The organism is bacterium, from assembly GCA_021108215.1.
GTDB lineage: Bacteria > Oederibacteriota > JAAXVQ01 > JAAXVQ01 > JAUVAV01 > JAIORK01.
Genome location: JAIORK010000048.1, coordinates 29,622 through 52,814, shown reverse-complemented (window position 1 = coordinate 52,814; position 23,193 = coordinate 29,622). Strand labels below are relative to the sequence as shown.

Below are 23,193 nucleotides of genomic sequence, written 5' to 3'. Positions count from 1 at the left end.
CTCATCGATGGACTTGCGTCCATCGTGTTCGCACTAGCACGATAAATACAACCCAGACTGTCGTAAAACAAAAGGACCCTGGTGTATTTTTACACCAGGGTCCTTTTGTCAATTTTATTACTTAGGCCGCAGCACCTGTGGTCTTAAGCTTGGGCTGCTTCCGGATCGGTTGAATATCAAGCTTGATACCCACACCCAGGCCTTCCAGGCGCTTAATGATCCGTCCGAGTTTATGATCCTGCGTCAAGGTGCGCGGGACAACTTCCGGTGTCAGGGTTACAGAAAGCTCATCAGCATATTTCTTGAAGGTCATGTTGATATCAAACTGAAGGAACCCGAGTATCTGAGTGATATCACGTGTGATGTCCAGCTTCATCTCCCGGCTGATGTCGGATTCCACCACTCCCAACAAATGCTGTAAACTTACCCGGATGGCACGGTTGCGCATGGTCTCTGAAATCATCTGCTCCGTACCCGCCACCCGCAATTTCTCAACAGATTTTTTAAAATATTGGTCCTCGAGCAGCGCATGAATTGAGACTCGCGAGAAGGTCTCGTAGGTCATGTCGTACTGAGCCTCAAATATTTTCTGCAGCTTGAACTCAGCAGCGCCGGTCTTATTGGCAATAACCTTTGCATCTCCCAACATACTCGAATTGGCCGAAGCAAAGGTTGCTTTGCTTAGTTGTTCATTAACCGCATTGCTGGGATTGAGATTAAACGCAATCCGCTCCGCCTGTATCCAACTAAACATCCCCTGAATCGCCAGACCTATTCCAACAATCGCGGCCGCAACACCCGCCATCACCGGCAAAATACCGGTGATGATTAGCAACGCAGTACCAATTGCAACCAGTGTCAGACCCACACCCACCAATTGCTGGCCGACACTCCTGACTGCCACAACCGAGTCCGTTCCTTTCAATCTCTCCTTACTCACCAACCGGGTCAAAATACGCTGTGCAAACGGAGGATTGATCATCTTATTGTAGTTCTCCCAAGAAACACCAAACATGGCTTCAAATTCAATTTCTTGGAGTGGGCGATCCTGTTCATCCGCCTGCTTGATTTCCTGTGCGCGTTTTTTCATCAAACTAACTGCCTCGTTTTCCAATTCACCGGCTGCGGTAGTTAATTCAGCCAGATCGCTTTGCGCATACTCACGCCCAATGGTCTCGGCCACTTGCTCGTAAACCTTGCGTAAGGATTTTTCCCCTGAGCACAAGGCCCACAAACTCTGCCCATCGGTGATGTATTGTTTCATAAATTCCACCAGAGAATTTTCACCATATTCCTTGAACAAACGATGCTGACGCAAGGTTTCTTTCAACGTAAATGATGTGGCATCTGTGAACAACTTATCGGTTACTGCCTGGAGCAACTGGGTCAGAATGATTTCAGAAAAACTTTGGTCAAGGAACTTGATTGACCCTTGATCAACCACCACACTCTGCTTGGCCTTATCAATCTGCTCCAATTCTTTTTGATCCAATTTTTCGCCGATTTCCATACGCGAAATATTGCTTAAGGATTGCGGCACCAGGCTGACCAGTGCCGCCAACATGTGCATGTATCCATAATGCTGCGCGACAGATCCGGTTACCATTTGGACATTGCGTTTCTTTAAAATATCCTTCAGTGTCTCTGCGGATTTTTTGCCATCTTTTTCTTCACCCATGGCTTGCTTCCATTCCTCAACCACTGACAGATCTTGCTTGGCTTCTTTCGCCATGGTCTCGTCCGCTTTGTCGGTGGCAGCTTCCTTCTGCTGTTTTTCACGCAAGTAGCCCCCGCGGTCATTGACCGTGATCTCCGCTTCGTTTTTCGAACTCATGACATGTTCCACCACTTCACTGTTCAACGATCCAACCGACGCACCCACCATCATGGGTATCTGGAAGAAAATACCCGCTGCCAGCATCACGGCCGGTATCGCGAAGCGGGTCAAGATACCCCTCGCTTTTTTCGTTGTTGCCGCATTTTTCATTGCCATATGCGGGGTTATGCGCGCCATAAGGGGCTTGAGCAGAGTCCCCGACGCCATCCCCAGCAAGGCGGTCCCCAACAAAGGAACGCCTACACCCGCCAGACTCAACACAGACAATGCAACCGCACCGGTCATAAGCTTTGTGGTGGTTGCGGGTATAATCTTTCCGTTCTCAGTTTTAAACAGCGGTGCAATCACGGATGTACGTACCAAAGTTTCAAGCATGCCTTGCCACTTTTGCCCCACATAATCCATGCCACGGCTGAACCAATTTTGTTGATCCAATCCGGTGGCTGCTGCACGCGCCATCACATTGGCCCGGGTCTCCACTGCATCAGCTTGCTTTGACCAATGGTTATTATTATTAAGGAAGTTCAGTGCTTTACCTTGATTCAGCCCATAGCGGGTTGCAAGCGATGATGCTGCCGCCACCTGATTATTCAAATACAATTTAGCCTGACTTAGGCTCATGGTCTGACCTTGATATGTAATTGTTTTATGTAAATCCGTCTGCAATTCCGGTAAACGCTGACTCACGGTTTGAATATTGTGCAGGGTCTGGGTATAAGCCTTTTGACCCTGAGCAGGTTGACGCAAAGCGGCAAAAGTTCTTTGGATACCCGTCTTGCTGCTGTTATAACTTTTCAAGTAGGACATATCCGGGCCATAAGTTTCTGTCATGGCACCTGCTACCCACTTGTCGCCAAACCGTTGTTTAAATGAGTCAACCTGGGTTTGGTTCTGTGCCTGCCAGGTCGGACTGTTGAAATTGGCCTCAGCCTCGCGAATCTGGACGGCGGCGGCGGCGGTTGATGCCATACGCGCATCGAAGTTATTGAGCATTGGGCTTACCATGGGAAGACCCTTTATCCACTTCCCAAAACGATTCATACCTGCCAATTGTATGGGCTTGGAAAGCTCCGGCAATGCATCCGGTGCCACAGCCGGACCTTCGTAAGTTAACGGGATACCAGTCACATGACGATTGTTGCGCATCTGATGCTGAAGCATCTGTGTGGCCTGATGAAAGTTTTCCGCCATGGCAATTCTTGCCACATTGGCTGTCACACCCAGCTGTTCGGCAGCCATATTAACTGCCTCAGTGGTATAACCGTGCTTGTTAATAATATTCCTGATGGCATTGTTGCTCTCGCCCCATGCCTTGCGAAAATCTCTTGTTTCTGCAGCACTGGGTGTACGGTTCTGATTCACCGCCCGGTTGATGGCCACGGTTGCATTTTGCAGCTTAGCCGCCTGCATACCGCCGCTGTTCAAGGAAAGCACACCTTGCATAAGATTGTGCCCAACCGAATAAAGCTTCTGAAATTCACCCACCTGGATATCAGCGAAACTCTTGGCATTTTCCAAGGGCGCGGCTTTGACAACCTTTGGGGCCTGGAACATCAATCTCCCGTATGTCCACAGACTCATGCCCACCAGCTTGTAACCACCGCGGAAGAAGTTGGTCGGAATCAGGGCTTGACCCAGGACGCCTTTGAAACCCCAAACGCCCCGTGCCTGCTGCACACTGGCTAAGAAGGTGCTGCGTGCGTATTGATTGTTTATTTCATGTGGTTGAAGCCCACTCTGAATCTTGAGCGAGACATCCACTTTAGAAGCGCGCTCATTGAGCACTTTACTCATCTGATTTTCCAAAATTCTCTGGATAGTCGTTTGCTGGGCAAACGAATCGCTCTGGATGGCCTTTTTCAAGGGCTCAATCACGAGCTTATCTTTAAAGGTGTCCTGAACACTAAAGCGTGTGGCATTTCCCACCAACTCAGCTTGTCGGAATTCGCCGTTGAGTTTCAAGGCATTGGACAAAGTTTGTTGATTATTAAAGTCCATTTTGCTCAAATCGGTCTTGCTCAGTCCTTTCAACAACTGCGTCATCTGATTGGCCATCTGTGAATCGCTCTTCCAAATCTCGCCCAACTCGGCGTTGCGTGTCTTGATAAGCTCCAGATTGGCTTGAAGCTTAACCGGATCAATGACTGCATAACGGGTTGTGGCCCATGTGCCATTGGGGCCTTTGCCGCCCGGACGCCCGCTACGCAGCAGTAGCTGGGTAAACATATCTGCTGTGAGCCCTGTGGTGTTGCGGGCGACCAGGGTTAAATCAGCTTGGAAATTTTTACCCACAGCCGCCTGCTCATTGATAATACAGATATGGTTGCCCTGCATGGCCTTGTTGCCCACACCCTCCACAATCGTCTGGATACCGGCCTTCTTGACCTGAATATAATCAAGTCCCTTAACCGGCGAAGCATTCTTCTTAGCCGTGTGGATTTTTACGTCCCGCAGATTCAATTGTTTAATCAACTGGGCTGCTGTTCCCTCTGGAACATAGTAACCGGTACCGCTGGCACTGATTACACTGATCGAGGGTATGTTGTTGACCTTGGCGACCATCAGCTTGCCGTTGACCTTGATGACCGGCGCACCGTTGACCTTGCTGACCAGTTGACCGTCGACCTTGTGGACCTGTGTGCTGTCAATGTTCTTCATCATCTTGGCCATATAGGTTTCCACTAATTTTAACTGCATGGCCGGATCGGTCTCAAAAACCAACGCACTGCGGCGCTGCCGAGTCAAAGAGTCAATCACAATACGGTCGGCAGCTGCAAGATCAGTCAGAATCTTACCCCCGGTATTCAGAATATCTCCCTGCACATTAAACCGCGAGGTTGACAAGTGAACTGAGTTTGAACCGATTTTGCTCTGCATCAAATTTTCCAGACCTGCAATGGTGCCGGATGCCCCCACAATCCGTGCTCCATTATTCCCCGCATACATCGCAGAGAGTGACGTTTGCATGGAAGTGGTATTGACCCGCACCGCGCGGGAAGGATGCCGGAGTCCGGCTTTACGGGCAGCTACAATCTGGCCCGTGATATCATTGCTGATCTGCTCGTACTGAATCTTACCCAGGTTATCCACCGGATAGATATAGCCATTCTCAACTGCATAGGCGTTCAACTCACCGGCCTTACCCTGCTGTGAGAACAAAGTCTTGATGGCTGAAGAGACATCTGCGCCCTTAAACTTCTTTAGCGCTTGCTGAGCTTTGGTGTTGAGGAAAACCTCGGTTTCTGTGATCACAATGGTCTTACGGCCTCGTAAATTATATTGCGCAGCCTTGGCATTGGTCAGGTGACCCTCGTGTACCACCTCAAATTCACCCAGCATAATTTTTTTACCGGCAAAAGCAGTTTTATTATTGATATATTTTTGCTGATAGTTTTCAAATACTTTCTCAAAACTTTTGGACTCAAATTTGAATGCATCCAAAAGATCATTCACATTTTTCATCATTGCCTCAGTAGGTGCCTTGATCTTACCTCCCACAATGGCGGACGTCTGGCTGGTAGCCGGCATATGCACTTCATCAATCCCTATCAGATTGGTACTCTTCAGCGCATTGTGTAAACCTGCATTACGCATCGCAGCATTCCGCAGATGGGCACGCGTGGTGTGATCAAAGATAACCGTCTTGGTAGGATCATTTAATGTTTTGATTAGCTCACTGTAATTTCCGGTCTTTTGAGCCTGTTTATACATATTGTTTCCACTGACCAGTTCAATACCCATGGCTTTGGCCAGATCCTGATGGACCATACTCCTACCGCCTACTTTATTGCCGAATGATTCACCAATGTACTTGTCAATCGCAGCCGGATCATCCACCAGCAGCTCCGCACGTAAAACCTTGCCCATGAGCATGCGGATCTGGCCCGGGAACATAATAAAGGGCAGGGTCTTGCCGCCACCGGCACGCAAACCAATATTATTGCCGCGTAAAAATTCCGTCAGCATGATCTGCTGCGCAACCCGCAGACCGGGATAACCGGTGATCTTGGCCATCACCCGTTGGGAATAACTCTGGATCATCTGAACATCCTTGGCTGAACCCATTTCAATTCCGTTTGTTTTTAAATAGTTTTCACGGAATTTCATGAACGCTTCATGGAAAGCAGTACCGCCTTTGACTTTCACCTCGCTTGCAGATACTTGATCCAACACTTTATTGATCTCCGCATCAAACCGCTTTATACTATTTTCATATTCCTGAAGTTTCCCACTTTGACGCGCTTTTTCAATAAGCGTTTTGTATGTATCATTCCAAGATTTTTCAATGGCTGAGGTGACATCTGCAGCGCTTAAAGCCTGATCATACTTGGAAAGGTTCTGGAGATCCGCTTTAGTTAATTTGAGTTCCGCCATCTTGGCATCAAATGCCTTTTTCATAATATCATAATTTTTCTGCGCCTCAGTACGCGCTTGGGCCGCCTTCCTGACCTGCGATGAATTGGGACCCTTTGATTGCGACTGACTCCGGCGATGCGCTTGCGCTGCTTTCTCTGATACCTGTTCCAATTTAATCATGTTTTCACGCAAGGTCATCAGCTCATTCACCGCTGCTTTGGCTTTATCCACATTCATGCTTTTTCTTTCCTGAACCGCTTTTTCCACAGCTTCCTTGGCTTTCATGATTTTCTCAATTTGCAAACCAGTGCCTAATTCCGCCTCAGCTGCTGCTGCTTTAAGACCCTGGCGCACCTTGATGGTTTCAGGCAGCATCTGATAGGCCTTTCCCTTTAAACCACCTTGTTTACTAATTTTGAGTCCCAGTTCACTCATATACCCGCCCGCCTCAGATCTTGCATCTGCCATGCTTTTTACGTTTTCGAGGTTACTGGCTGCTTTGTCTACCGCTTTAAGCGCACTGGTACGTGCTTTGGCTGTGGTGGCTTGATTGAGTTTGGCAACAGCTTGCTGATGCTGCCATTTGGCAGTCGCCAGTTGCTGCATGCGCTTGACCGCCCCTGCCGTATTGAGACCTGGCGTGCCTGCTTCACTCTTGACCAATGATTCAACCAAAGGCTTTTCAGCAGCAGTCAATACCTTGGCCTTGGCATTCATCTCAGTCAGACTTTTACCCGGCCCTTTTTTAAGTTCTCTGAGCATTTCAATCGGGCTATCTGAAGCAAGTAGTTTCTGAAGCTGCTTGGCACTAAGATTTTTGGCCACCTCATGAATGGTGGATTTGCGTACAAATTTCGAGGTACCCATTTCTTTGTGTGCTTTTCCAAACCGCTCATTGAGAACCCGTTCCAACCCACGTTGTACTTCTGCGCTTGACTTACCCTGCAATTGCTGTACCTCATTGATCATGCGTTGGTTGGCATTATACTCTGCCCGGGCATGCCCCTCATTGAGCAGTTGATTGCGTCCTGTGCCCCGCTTCATGCTAAAAACATCTTCCAAAGCTTTTTCCATGATTCCGCGATTCAGCTTACTGGAAGCCTTGATCCCGTTGCGCAAGCCCAGCTGCTCACGCAATGCATTTTTCATACCTTCCGTAAGTGTCTGCCCGGTTTCCTTGAGCAGCTGATCAAACAACTTCTGAGCTTGATTTTTCATCCCATTATTTGCCATATCTCTTAGTAATTGCTTGCCGGATTCACCCTTGAAGAGTTCACGCATTTGCCGGGCAGTACGACGCGTTGAAGGATCAGCGAGCAGCACATCCGCAATCATCTGCTTAAGTGCCGTCTTGTTGATTTTCGAACCTAACTCCTTGATAACCTTGTCCAGGGCTTTTTCCAGGGTCCCGGCTTTGGCATTTTCCATACCTGACTTTTTGGTCTTCTGTGCCTGATTCAGCAGATCTTTCACCATGCTCTGGTTTTGGGACGCCTGCGCTTTATCAACGGCTTCTTGCTCTTTGGCAAATTGTTTTTCTGCCGTAGCCATCTCCCGCTCAAGGCCGCCTTTTTCAGCTAATGCTTTGCGCACTTCAGCGTCACCGGTCATACGATCCAGCTTGGCTTCCAAATCAGCAATCTGTTTTTGTGTTCCTGCCGCTTTTTGCTTGAGTGAATTTTGATTTAACTTGGCTTTGAGTTCGGCGACTTTGGCTTGAAGTCCTGACCGGGCGTTGCTATTTAATGATTTGGATTCCAATTTCTGTTGGGTCTTGGCCATTTCGCCTTGCAGATTGGCAGCTTCCATTTCCACCTCTGCCTTTTGGATATCCATTTTTGCTGTCCGTTGTTCCGCTTTGGCTGCATCCAGCTTGCGTTCCAAGGACTGGCGTTTTTCCATGGCTTCCGGATTTTTCCCCAAATCCTTAATCTGCTTCTTCAACTTGGCAATCTCGGTCTGCTTGGCTGCTTGACGACCCTTGGCAGATTCAACACGACCTTCTGCATTGAGCCGGGAAATCTCCGCCTTGGCAACAGCACGCCCTTGTTGCGAGGTTGCTTTGGCGAAATTTTCCTGCGCCAGCTGCATTTTCATCTGACTGGTCGTCATGCCCATGGACTTGGCCAGAGCATTCTGAGCTTTGGTAACCTGGCCCTTGAGCCCGGCAATTTGGCGTGCAGTGGCTTTGCCGCCGGCGAGTGCTTTTTGTAAATTTGCCTGTGCTGTTGTAAGTTTACTCTGCATTGTTTTCACAGTTTGTGCTTGTTGCCGGGTTGTCCCCTGTCCCGGCCCAGTCTGATTGCGTACGGTTGTGTTGTTACCCCGTGTCGTTGATCCGGGTTTGGCTTCTGATACATTCACGTTTTCCGTGCTGCCGGACCGCTCTGAGGTTAATCCTTTTTCAACTGTTGCGACTTTGCTTGATGGCTGCGCAGTAGTACGGCCGCCCTTAACCAAGGAGCGCGCACCATTCATCATCTTGACTGCGCCTTTCGAAACGCTCTTGAACAGGCCGGTACTGCGGATGTCCGCTGTTTTGGCCACTCCTGCCTTTGTGGTGTAGTGCACCCGGCCTTTAGCCAGATTGAACATGGCTTTACCGGCATGACGGAAGATGTCCACCTGATGGATGAAAAAAGCTCCCAGCATAGACCCGACTGCCATCATACCTCTTTGGAAACCATTGAATCCGAGTGCTTTGGCTGTCAACACTGATGTCAAGGGTTTACCATTCATACTCAACTCACTGAGCCGGAATTGCTTTGACTTGAGCAAATTACTGACTTTCGTCGCACCGCCGCGCTTTGCAAGCATGCTGTTGATCGTACCTTTATGATTTGAGAATCGTAACTTACCAAATGTCATGTTGGCCACTTCCGGGCTAAGACCTTTGGCGGCTTTTTCACCCACCAAGTCACCGATGGTTTTTTTCGCCAATTGACGCGGCGAGAGCGCTGAACTCTGAATTTTAGAGACCGTTTTCTTGGTGTACATCTTTTCATAGAGACCCTTGGCTTTGGCCAGCATGCCTTTAATCATGAGGAAGGCAAATACCAGCCCGACAAGGGCGCCGCCAATCACCAACAAAGCCTGGGTGACAACACGAACCGTAGAAATGTCATTATCAAGTTGATTCATATGCGCAAACATACTAAAACCATGTGCCAGTTTGGTAAAGGGCTCAATAAAAAATGTTCGGAACATATTACCCGCACCATGCAGAATTGCGTCTTTGGCCAGCAAAATCATGCCGAATACAGCAAATGCAGGAACGATGATGGAGAGGGCGACAATAATGATAATCGCCAGATTTTCGCCTATAAACTGCCCTGCAAACCCAACCACAAAGGCCAAGGCACCATAGTACGATGCAATGGCTTGAAGGAAAAAACTATTGGTCTGCCCGGCAAAGTGGAAGAGCGCTTCTGACATGAGTGAGAACTGCTCGCCAATCCAGGCAATAGCCATGCCTACATATTTAAAGATAAAATCAATCGGAATGAAAAGGATCTCAACCACTTCTTTGATCCCTGCCAGCAGCCATTCACCCATGGTCTTGCCGGTCAACTCACCCACCACCCATGAAAGCCCGGCTGTGAGCGGGTTGTAATCCAAAGATGCCACCACTGCGATCTCCACAACTTCCCAAATAACTGTCAAGATAAGTTCAAGTGTATACGCAATTGTGGCAATAGCAGACCATAAGGCAACCCCCACGGTGGCGAATGCACCGCCTATCCATTTAATAACACTCCAGACACTGTTGCTTTCCCCATTCCAACTACAAGTATTCCAAATCGCGTCGAAGCGGTTGCCGAAAGCCTTCCAGGATTGCGAAACATAATTAGTGAATTTATTTCCGGCATTTTTGACACGCTGCCATCGGCCGGTTTCACGTTCACCGGACTGCGAATAAACTTCTTTTACACCCCGGGCATCTTGAAGAACAACCTCATTGTCTGTATTAATCGAGATAGTCAGACCTTTTCCCATGCTGACCGAGGCTGCATCCTCGCCTATACCTACTGAGACATTGGTCTCACCACTGAGGTGGCCATTGACATCTAACTGAGTGGAAACACCCACGCTGACTTCATTGCCTTCATTATCAGTACGCACCTTCGTCTCACTATACGAGTACCCGCCGCCTTCATCTCGTGACAAGGAAACATTTTCGCCTGCTGCATTTTTACCCTGGAGGGTGAAATTCTTATCACTCTGAACAATCGTATAGCGTCCATCAGCGGACACAATGCGTTTATCCGCCGGCAGCAGACCATTTTTTTCTATTAGATAACTTCCCTTGAGATTAAGACCATCCAACTGCTTATCCGTACCGGTCGCGCCATAGGTATACTCGCCATCAGAGAGACTCACAAAGGCTTGCGCGCCATTGGCGGTTTTGCCTTGCAAGGTCATATCGCTCTCTTCATTAACAATCACTGTGTAGCGGCCTTCTGCGTCTGCTTTGATTCTACGCTTTTCGACCTTATGTGTCCCCATGTAGAAATTGCCTGATTTATCATTGACACTATTTTCAATCAGGTCATCACACGGCATACCGAGTGCTTTCAATTTGTCCGGAGCAGCGGTCGCGCCAAAACTGAATTTGCCTTCTTTGTCCAGGGTTGCAAAGGCAGGTGTACCTTTCGCTAGTTTCCCCTGCATGGTGAAAGAGCCATCACTTTCAACAACTGTATACTTGCCATCCATATCTTTTTGGATGGTGCGGTCATGGTTGAGACCGTCCGCCTTGTCATAGTCTCCGTCTTTTAAGAATGCCGCTGCATCCGCTTCATTCTTTAATAATAAATCCTCAACCGGCAGACCCAGCTCTTTCAATTGCTTTACATTACCGGTTGCGCCAAAGGTGAATTTACCATCTGCAGCAATGGTTGCAAAAGCAGTTGCCCCATTGGCTGTGATACCCTGTAACGTATATGCACCGGCTGAAGATTCAATGGCTGTGAATTTTCCATCTTTGCCAAAAATGGTACGCTTGCCACCATGACCTTTGGCCGATGCATCACGTATTTTTGTGGCATCCAGACCAAGGTTATCCAGCTTAACCAAGTCTTCGGAAGTTGCACCAAAGTTGTAGACACGTGTGCCGTCTTCGCCTTTGGTGACACTAAGGAAGGCAGAGGTTTTTTTATCATTCAAAAGACCTTGTAATGTATCCGTCCCTTTGGTCTCAACCACAGTATATTTATCACTTTCAACAGGTAGTATCGTACGTGAATCAGGATGTTGACTTTCTGCTGCATTGCGTATGAGTAACGTTGAACCACGCAGACCCAGACGGTTAAGTTTGGCTTCATTGGCAGTCGCACCAAAGGAATAATTTCCGGCGCGATCTACGCTGGCAAACGCCACTGTGCCGTCATTTAATTTTCCTTGTAAGGTCCGGTTACTACCATTTTGCACGATGGTATAGCGTTTGATATTGTTTTCGCCGGTGCGCGACTTGATGCGACGCGAATCCGTGCAGCCGTCATTGCCCTTGTCCGCACGATTGGTTGTGATCAGATAATTCCCGCGTAGGCCGAGCGCCTGTAATTGAGCCTGTGTGCCGGTTGCACCAAAGGTAAACTCCTTGGTCTCTGCGTTGTAGGTTAAAAATCCATCTGCGCCATTGAGAAGTTTTCCTTGTATGGTGCGTGTATTGGCGCCCTGAACCACCGTAAAGACATCCTTATTCTCGCCCCGCCCTTGAATCTTGCGGGAATGGTCCCAGCTGCCGGCTGTATTATTGTTCAGCATCCAGCTGCCGCGCAGACCCAATGCATTGAGCTGTGTCAATGTACCGCTTGCGCCAAACGAATAATTTCCCTGTGCATCGAGGGTGGCAAAACCATCTGCCTCATTCAGCGTCTTGCCTTGTAAAGTAAAGCTTCCATTGGCATCCACACCTGTGAATTCATTCTTCTCGTTCCCTTGCAACGTGCGATCGACGCCCGCGCCGCGGTTGTCCGCTGCGGTTAGTTTTAAAATATCCTCGGAGCGCAAGCCCAAACCAACTAATTTATCAATGGAAGTGGAGGTTGCGCCAAAACTAAAATTCCCATCAAGATCCCTGGAGGTAAACGCCTGGGTTTTTCCGTCACCAAGAAGTTTGCCTTGAAGTGTGAAGCCTGTATAACTGTCAACTACAGTGTATAATCCATTTTCATCAGCTGAGATCAGACGCGAAGCCTCGCCTGCTTGATCCGCAGCATTATGATCCAGAAGATCCGATCCTTTGAGTCCTAAAGCATCCAATTTTTCCCGGTTGGCTGTCGCACCAAAGCTGTATTTTCCTTCCACTGTATTTTTCGAGAAAAATGCCTTGGTTGTCTTGTCACCAAGTACGCCTTGAAGTGTTTTGACATCGCCATTTTGTACAACGGTATAATAGCCTGTATCGGAATCTCCATGAATACCGCGGGATACAGTTCCTGCCTTGTCCGCTGCATTCTTTTCCAGCAGATCAGAGCATTCCAGGCCGAGCGCGTCGAGTTGTTCCTTTGTTCCGGAAGCGCCAAACGAAAATTTGCCGTCGCTGAGTGTGGCAAATGCCGAGGCGCCATTGGCTGCAACACCCTGCAATGTATATACGCCGCCGCTATCAATGGCGGTGTATACGCCGTCACGCCGTCCAATGGAACGACGCACCGTCTCGCCATTGCCAGTGTCATTGTAGGCGCGCCCCGCCAAATAGCTGGCATTGAGTCCCAACTCATCCAGCACTTTCAAATCAGATGATGTGGCGCCAAAAGAATATTTATTTCCCCTTGCAAGCGTGACAAATGCATTGGCACCATTGGCGGTTTTACCCTGGAGTGTGCGTGAACTCCCATCCTGGACGATTGTATAATCACCGTTATGGTCCGCTAAAATGGTGCGTGATTTTTTACCCGCTGCGTCCGCCTGATTTTGTGTGGTTATATCCGTTCCTTTAAGTCCCAAATCATCCAGCTGGGTGGTGCTGCCGGTCGCGCCATAAGTGTACTTGCCGTTTTTAAGCGTCGCAAAGGCCTTGGCATCATTAAATGCAAGCCCTTGCAGTGTAAACGCATTCCGGTTCTGCACTACAGTGTACTTGCCATCATCTGCCTGAATTGTACGGGGAATTTCGCCATTATTATCAGCAATAGTCTTATTGAGTATTTTGGTAGCATCCAGCCCCAAATCATCCAGCTGCTTTAAATCCCCGTTACCACCATAGGAATATTTATTTTTTGAGTCGAGTGTTGCCCAAACATCAGCACCATTGCCTGCACGTCCCTGGAGTGTATAAGCATGTTTCCCTTGTTCCTTGAAGCTGTCGATCGCTGTAAATCTCCCATCTTTTGCGCCAATATCTCTATCTTTCTTTTGCCCTGGATTACCTTTATCTTTCACTGCTAAATCAGCAATTTCAGTCGCTTTAAGGCCCAGCGCATCAAGTGTGGCCAAATCTTCAGCTGTGGCGCCAAAACTATAATTATCATCCGCATCCAGGGTTGCAAATGCATCGGCACCATTCCGGGTCTTGCCTTGCAGGGTATTGATCCCGGCTTCGGTCTCAACCATAGTATATTCACTGTCGGTTGACAAAACCTCACGCGAAGCCTCTCCCAGCTCATCCGCAATATTCATTTTACTTATCTCATTGGCGCGGAAACCCAAATCATCAAGTTTTTCCAGATCTGCGGTAGCGCCGAAGCTATACTTGCCATTCTTATCAATGGTTGCAAATGCCGTGGTACCTTCTTTATCACCCAGTTTGCCTTGAAGTATATGCGAGCCGTTTTCACTCTCCACCACAGTATACTGTCCATCATGGGTTCCCTTAATCTCCCGCGAAATATCACCGCGCTCATCTTCACCATTGACTTTGAGCAAATCAGAAGCTCTAAGTTGCAATTCGTCCAACTGCTCAACAGTGCCGGTTCCGCCAAAGGTAAAACGACCATTGCGATCCACGGTGACAAACGCCATGGTTCCATTGGCGGTTTGGCCCTGCAGGGTATGCGAACCATTGCTTTTCACCACAGTGTAGCGTTTATTTTCATCCAGAATCAGGCGCTCACCCAGATCGGCTTGATTTTGTTTCCGCAGATCATCGACCTTCAGCCCCAGCTCTCTCAATTGCTCCGGCGTGCCGGTAGCACCGAAGGAATAGTGCATAACCTGTTCTCCCAGATGATTGGGTTTCACTTCAACGGAACAGAAACCCATGGCACCATTGCCGGTCTTGCCCATCAATGTGAGCTTATCTTGATTGATCCCTACTGCGAACAAGTTATATTGGTCCGCCTGAAGATGATTCAACGAATTGGTCTCAGCCCGATTGGCATCAAAGGCCTGCTGCGGCCAATAATTATTTTCCTGCAAATACGCTTGTGAGGCACGGACTTGCTGCAAAATCCAGGCAAACTGACTTGTCTGCGGATTGAAAACATATCCCTCGGTATGTTGAACAAACTGGTCGCGCGCATGGAAAAAATCTGTCCGTGTCAGGACGCGCGTCAATTTCCCGGCATTATTAACACTGACTGTAACGGAATAGCTCTCATGGGTATGCACGGTGACGCGCACACCTTGATTGTGATAACCCGCCACATTGAAAGACATGGAACGTTTGACATCAAATTCCGCGGACTCCTGCAATCCTTTGGGGGTGGTTTTGCCCTTAGGATCATCAAAACCATTGGTTTCGAGCATATGACGCCCGGACATACTGAACTTGATCTCCTGTTTTGTCTGCTCATTGCGGATCGTGAAACCCTGACCCGGATCGAATTTCACAGAAATCCCATCGATCCCGTGGGTACGCAGGCTGCGTAAACTTTCCGGAGTAATGTTTCCCTCAACATCATAAATGAGCTCCAAATTTTTAAAATCGCGTAGAATCAACTTTGATCCGGTCAGACGGCCGTTGTTGTACAACGATACCATGACGCGTTTTTTATCCGGACTGTACTGGGTGACTGTATAATATTGCGTGCCGCCATTTAAATATGAAATAATTCGTTTATCCGAAAGGTCAACACGGTTAATAATACCATTTTCATATTGCCCAAAATATCCCAGGGTTTCAGTACTACCGGTGAATTGATTGCGTCCGGCCACATAATACTTCCCAGCCAAAATTTCCGCCTGTGATCCAATCATGAGCGTACCATCCGACGCTATATAAGCCGGCTTCCCCGTCAAATTACTGACGATTGCAGACGCTAAATTCTCCGGTATGCCAAGTGCCGTTAAATGTTTCGCATTGACTTCCGGGATTTGATTGGCTGCTTCACGGCGACCATTAATAATGAAAAATGCTTTCCCATTTTCAATAATAAAGGATACATTGTTCTGCGATACCAACGCGTCGGGCAAACCTTGCTGGATAAAATCATGGCAACTGCGATCAAACTGAAGCGTCGCAATCGCAGTATTGGTCTGAAGATTGATTTCCAGGAGATAGTCTTTGCCGTCTTCCTTGAAAAACGCCGTAGCCTTCGTCCCATTCTCGACAACCATATGCGCCTTGACCATAATATTGCGCGTAGTATCCTGACCATTTATTTCCATACTCATTGTCACACGATGCTGAAAAAGGCTTAAAGAACCGTCTTGCATTTTAAAGGTAATGCGCTCACCCTGTTGATCACTAATTGAAATGCTCTCGATCTGTTCCCAGCTGTTGGACTGGGAATCATCGCGTGTAAAGCTGATCGTGACTCCAAAGCCATTTGCTTCCTGGGTCAGGAACAAACGTCCATCCACCGACCGGGTTAAGATGCCTACATTTGCAATATTAACCGATTTGGTGGGTGCCAAGTTCGCAGCGTACTCATTGACTGTGTTGGTCACCAAAATCTGCAAATCAGTTATTATGGCGCGGTCGATAACGGTCTGATCGCTCACATTGAGCAGACGGACAGCTTGAGCAAAATTAACGGCTGAGGATGACCCGCGGGTTTTAATCAATCCAGCAGCGTACTGAGCTACTGAATTAAACGCTCTGTTGTTCGAACGACCTGCATCACTTAAAATCTCCATAGCCTGAATGGAGAGTTCCAGCTTTACTGAGACGGGCATTGTCTTGGAATTTTCAATCAAATTCATAGCGGTTGTGACCAAAATATCTGCCTGAACATTTTCGGCAGTAGAAACTTTTAAATTCGCTGCCATGAGCATGACTGCCGGATCATTCCCTCTGAGTGCATTGGTGGCAATCGTGTTAATGGTGACTTTGCTATTGTCCAGCCAGTACTGCGTAACCTGGGTCTGCGCCAAAACCGCAATTGCGGTTTTGAATGCCTCTTGCTCCATAATATTAACAACCGTTTCATTCTGGCCCAGTTCTGTTTTTACTGCCTGCAAATATACCTGTGCCGCCCGAACACCCTCGGCAGCCAAAACCATGGCACGGGCTTTCACCCGATCACCATACTCTTCCGAACGAATGTCAATTCCCATGTCTTCCATCATTTGATTAAAATAAGGATTCTGCGCAATCACATTGGGATTCGATAAAATCAAGGCCTTCCGGGCGCCGGGCGGTAACTGTAGGTCTTTAATATCCAACAGCGCAGAAACCTGCATGCCGCTGGCGTCATTCGTATAGTCCCGCTTAAACGTCATCTTCCACTCACTGGTTTGGGGATCACGCGTGAAGACACTGTAGATTTGACCGTTCTCATCATAGGTAACCGCCTGGCCGATACTAGCGGGATTTGATGAATAAACGGTTTCATAAGCGATAACGAAATGATGCCAGGAACCGATTTTTATCGAGCGTGTAATGCTGAATACTTCTCCATTAGGTTTTACTGAAACCATAAAATCATTGCCAAATTGATCTATTGCCATAAACGTCTTGGCATCTGTGGCGTTTATAAGAAATTGCGGTTCAAACGTTATATCTAAAACCTTGCCATCCAATTCAACCGTGAAAGTCTGCTGAATTGCGGTAAACCCATTGACATCAACTCCAAAAATTTTGCCCACTATTCTTTGCGCCCAGTTGGCTTTTTTAGGAATAATTTTCTGACCTTCAGCCAAATTGTCAGCCTCAGGCTGCTTGGTTCTGCCCGTCGTATACTCGGATTTCTGGTTTTGATCGTTTACAATATTTTGACTGTCGGCGGAAGGATTGAGTGGATTATCGCTTGACTTGGTTTGATCTGAAAGCTTAGCTTCCCCGGATCCGCCGCCGCCGCCGCGACCGTTCTGATCACCGCTTTGGTTCAAATTAATCTGCCGTCCATTCTCACTGACCGTTGCATCTATTTTTGAACCATCCGGCATCGTAATCTGCATATCCCGGGTTTGGGGTGTCTTACCGGGATCATTGCCTAAGTTAGTCTTCTGGCCGTCATTCCCACCTGGATTTAATTTTGCCGCCTGATCTTCATTCATCAGCAACTGGGTACCATCCGGACTGACTGTGCCAGTTACGCTCCGGCCGTCTTTAAGTTTAAGCGTCACTTCCTTGCCACTCATATCAGCCAAAGGAGCGGCTGTATTGCGTGCCTTGTCCATGGCCGAACCCAAAGCATCCATCGATCCGGACATGGTCATCTTCCCGCTGCCATCCACATCAATCGTAGCCGATTTCCCATTAGGCAGGGTGACATCCAGTGATCCGCCGCCATCAGCCTTGAGGCTGTTGAGCTCCTCCGGATTGCCGGTCATCGATACATTACCGGCAGCGTCAATCGAAACCGTGGCATCCCGGTTTCCGGGCAATTTAACATCCATAGAACGGGTTCCGCCGATACTGCCGCTTCCTCCTGCGCCATCTTGCAGGCTCTGGAGCGCAGTGGAGCTGCCATTGACTGAAACCTTCCCGGTGCCGGCATCATAGTTAAGCGTTGCAGTCTCGCCATTGGGCAGGGTGACGGTCTCTGATTTACCTGCCATTAAATCCTGGAGTGCTTCAGACGTCCCGTTGACTTGGACATTGCCTGCTCCATCAACTGTCAATTTCACCTGCTCACCATTTGCCAGTGATCCGGCAACTGCCGAAGAATCAGCTGTGCCGCCTTTTCCGGCAAGTGTGGATTCTCCGGCTGAACCGAGCGCGATTTCTTCACCTTGTCCCGGTTTGATTAATTTACCGGATTCATCATACTTGGCACCATTGCTCTGGCTGCCGGTAACCGGATCAAGATCATCCACAAGTTCAATCTGGTCACCTTCATGAGAACCGCCGCGAGATTGTGAACCGCCCGGGCCAGTACTGTTAAACCCTTTCTCTCCGGCCGGATTAAATCCTTCAGTCAAATTACGGCTGACATCAACCTCCGGACCTATCTGCTTGGCATTATTCGCATCACCGGCAAATGTGCTTGCCGTAGAACCGCCGCTGCCATTGGGCTTGAATACCGTGGTCAGAGTCTGGTCCCCAAGACTCTCACTAACAGAAAGCAAACTGGTGGAACCATCGGCATTGACCTGGCTGATTGCCATCATATTATTACCGGCTTCATTTATATATGTATCCACCTTAAGACTGGGATTACCACCTGGCAGCGCATCCGCTGCTTTCAATGCCTGCATGGCGGTTTGGAGATGGTCCTGATTCTTGGCCATGCCCGAACTCATGGTAGAGGAATTAGTGGTTGACCCGGATTTAGCCTGGTAATTCGCAGGAAGATTCCCTGTATTACCGGACTGCTGCAACTGCTGGCTCAAATTCATAGCTGCCATGTTGGTGGTGGCTGTTACATTCGTACCGCTGCCGCCGGTTCCCGTCAATCCCTTGCCCCCTGTGCCTGCGCCGTCACCGCCACCGCCACCGCCACCATCACCGTCACCGCCGCCGCCGGTACCAGAAGTTTTAATGTTGGCAGCTATATTATTTCCTTCCTCATCAAGACGGCCTTCTTCTTTAATAACCGAATTGTTTTTTTCTAATAATTGCTCGGCAATCGTCTTGCCTGCCATTTTTTTATTCAGGTCCTTCACTTCAATCTGTTGCTGCTCCTGTTGCTGCTTATGATCGGAATTATTCCGGTCAATCGGCGCATCCTGCCGGTCAACCCCATCTGCACTGCTGGTTAAAAGATTCTCCTCGCTGGTTATATCGGTCGACGAGGTGTATAAAGTCTGCGCCTGTTCCTGAGTATCTTGCTGAACCTGTTGCGGTTGTTCACTGGTCTGCGGTTTAATCGAACTACTTGTTTTTGGTGTCTCTTTTTTTATTTCCTGTTGTTGCGGCTGGTTTTTCTTGGTCTGTGAATTCATGCCATGATGTGAGGAACTCTGAGAAGATTTATTCGAGCGCCTATCACTAGAAACTGAGCTGCTGGTAGAATTATCCTGCGCATCCTCCGTCTCTACCTCAGAATCGCCTAAATCCAATTCTGCCTCCATCGGTTGGGACAATGATGCATTATTAACTGCCAGAGCCAGGCCATTAGGTGCCAGACCATCAAAATCACTAATGACATTGCTGGTTCCCACCAGATTACTACCCGCATTCACACCCTTAGTACCCTTGACACCTTTACCACTTTTGTCACCATCACCGTCGCCTTCTCCATCACCTTCTTTGATCTCAATCGCATTGCTGATATCACCCGTACGGACAGATCCGGCACTGACGGGTGCCACCATTTCCATTACCGTGGTAACCAGATTGGAGTAACCCCCGTTGATGCCAGGCGAATAGGAACCCACCATCAGCGTACCAAAAGAGGAAAGAATGTCGCCCATCAGCATGGTTTGATTGCGCGCAAATCCTGCATCTTCATTATCCTGTGACCCATAAAGCTGCATAAAAGTTGACAGAGATGCGGCAACCACCGGTGCCGCGATCTGGGTTAATGCCATCATAAATTCATCCATGGCATCTGTTGGCCTTGTTGTCCCAAAACTTTGTCCAATATAGCCCAGTGTTCCGCTGGCCACAGCACCCCAGATGGCCCCGGCCATCATTCCCTGCCCTGCGTTATCATGATTCTCAATAATCGCCACCTGGATACAGACCACGACAATGGCGCGTACTGCTGATGATGTTATCACTTTTAACAACGTACTCATATCCGCAGTACTATTAAGACCAAACATATTCTTTAAACTTTCCAGCATAGCAGCACCAATATCCTCCAAGCTGCCGCCGGTGAGCAATTCTGCCAGACCGCTGGCCAAAACATCTGCTGCCAGACCCAAAACTGTCCGCAAAATCATTAAGTCATCCGGCAGCACTTCAGCCATAATCTGCATAAGGATTTCTTTAATGATGGATTTAATAATGGATTTAATGACAGCTGGTGTCAGGGTACTAAGAAGTTCCATAATTATTGCCATGGTAACTTTAAGTGCCTGCTTAATCACGCCCTTGATCGCGCTGGCCCATCCACCCAAAGCTGCTTTGACAATCGAGAGTGCAATATCCAACCATTTAGGAAGCGGAACAAACATCTGAATAAGTTCTATTAAAATAATGAGGGCAATCAGAATCGGCGCGGCACTGCCGAAGGTCACGATGGTGAGAATAATCGTGATAATAAACATAATAAGCTTGCCTATCGGCGATTGGGCGAACTCACCATAAGCGGCAAGTTCATCCCAGTCAAAATTAACCAGTTCATAAATCATATGACCGACCGGATCAAACATGGCCCAGAGAAATTCACCGAATGATTCCCAACTGGGATTTTCCAGGAAATTTTCAAATTCAACAAAAATACCGAAAATTAACAGCACAATACCAAAAGAAAGATAATCCGAACATTCCGGATCCGGCTGCTCTTCCTCGGGCGGTTCCGGATGGCTATACATTTCTGAAATCGTCCAGGGATCGCTCCCGCTCACACTATGACTCCCGGTCCAATCTTGATACACAGGATCGGTATCTACATTGGGCGCATCCGGGATTGAACTGCCTTCTTCCAAGAGCCCTGCGACCGCCATCACACTCATTAATTTAAGTCGGCCGATCTCATCCTTGCCTTTTTTAATATCGTCTTTCACCTGACCCATGACCAGCTTCATATTAACATCAATCTGCTCAGGCAGTGCCTGAACCGTCATGCCGATCTCTTCGGGAACTTCAAGATTTTTCGGGTCCACGCCGCTCTCATTTATGCCTTTGAGAAATTGGGTATCCAGCTTGTCTTTGCCGGTAATCAAATTCAATCCGTCTTTAAAACTGCCTCCCAATTTTTTCAAATAACCGGCTTCCACGCCGCTGGGAAGATCAAGATTCATACTCTTGAGAACATTAATCGCAGATGCTTCTTTGGTAAAATCCGAAAGATCTTTTTCCAGTACATCGTCTTTCGCCACCGTTGCTGCTTCCGCCACATCTTCCGGACTCGGATCTCCTTCCTCAGGTTCTTCCTCTTCCTCTTCAACCAGTTTTTCTTCCTTCATCGTGGTTTCAGGACCGACCAGGCTGGTCTCATCTTCTTCCGCGTGCTCTGAATCCGTATTGGTCACCGGCGCATCTTCCAATCCGGTATCTTCCTCAATCACTTCTTCACCTTGCTCCGCATCGGGTGCATCTTCTTCCACCAATACCGACGAGAGTTCTTCCGCTTCAGCAGGCATGCCTTCGTTATCGAGTTCAATCCCCATCTCATCCAACAAAGCGGAAATATCCACTTCACCTTCCATTCCCTCACCCGTATCAATCTCAGGCAGCTCCTCGGGAAATTCATCCATAATCGCTTCCAATAATTCCGTATCAACTTCACCTTCCGTCTCGCCTTCATCTTCGCCCAGCAGCAAGGCCGCAATCAAATCAGGCAGGCTCGCTTCTTCTTCCGTGCCTTCACCTTCATCCTCATCGTTTTTGGCGGCAATTTCTTCAGGACTCTCCTCGCCCGGGACAACAACCTCACCTTCCTCTTCATCCTCCGTCCCCGGGGTTGCCTCGCCTTCTCCTTCTTCACCTTCAGTATCTGTCATCACAATAATGTCTTCGGTATTTTCAGTTTCCGGGTCTACTGTTTCATTGCCTTCTTCCTGCGTTTCTTGGGTTCCTGCTGTCTCAGCTTCATTTTCCACCGCGACCTCTTCAACATTGAGCACATCATCCTTCTGGTCTTCTGTCCCAAATCCCAGGCGGGAAAGAAATTCATTGGCCAGATCCATCAACGTACCTTCAGATTCTTCCGCCTGTTCTGTCTCCGTGGTCTCGGCCGGTTGCTCGGAATCCTGGATATCCGGGAGGTCTACGATCTCCTGGGTTTCAGCTTGTTCCGTATCCACGGGGACTGTTTGATTCTGATCGGTTTGGTCTTCACTTTGGAGTATTGCGACATCCGCTTGCGGCTGTGTTTCATTCGTGGCAATCGTCGCGCCGGCAGTGTCCTCTTCTGTTTCCGCCACTTGCGTACTCGTGTCCGTTGTCTCCGGCTGCGGCTCCTCTTCCTGAACTGCAACCACCGGAACCGGAAGTTTCACAATACCGGTCCCTCCCTCATCCTGACGCACACCAATGTCCAGGCTTCCCAGCTCAAGGGTAAACGAAAGCGGGCCCTGACCGGTCGTCGCTGCTTCAGCAATCAACGTCGGATCGATTTCCGGCATCATTTCAGTGCCGGAATCCACCGGTTGCTCGGTACCGGTTAATTGCCCCTGGTCTTGCAATGCATTGATAACCGCGGACTCAAGATTCACACCACTGGTTGACCGCTCAGCCACGGTCTGCAAAGAAACCGTATTAAGCAGATCTCCATACTCCGCTTTTAAAACATTTAATTTTGTGTCACTAATAATGGGGTCACTGGATTTTTCATCTGTGGAAATATCAATAAACGCATCGGGGTTGCTATCCGCCAGGGGGTTGGCCGGCGCATACAAATCATCCATCTGATTATAATTTTCATGATGATTCTGGTCAAACGCATGGACCAAGATCACATCAATACCGGTCATGCTGAACACAAAGGTTACAGCGATGATCAGTGAAATGATCTTGCGTTGCCGCTCCCGCAGCATTCGCCAGAAGTCATCCATCGTCTTTTTTCCTTTATTCATGATTAAATGTAAGTGCATCATAATCATCACCCCGTTATACA

The 23,193-nt window shown here is 48.4% G+C and carries 1 protein-coding gene; it reads right to left on the bottom strand.

The genetic code is table 11. From position 1 onward, the window contains the following. Positions 1–121 precede the first annotated feature (121 nt). Positions 122–23,173: a hypothetical protein gene (locus K8S19_11115; protein MCD4814227.1), complete on the bottom strand. Its 23,052-nt coding sequence runs from the start codon at positions 23,171–23,173 to the stop codon at positions 122–124. Positions 23,174–23,193 lie beyond the last annotated feature (20 nt).

Bases quoted from the DNA above. Each gene is read 5' to 3' on its own strand.
- K8S19_11115 (MCD4814227.1), bottom strand. From the start codon at position 23,173: ATGATGCACTTACATTTAATCATGAATAAAGGAAAAAAGACGATGGAT.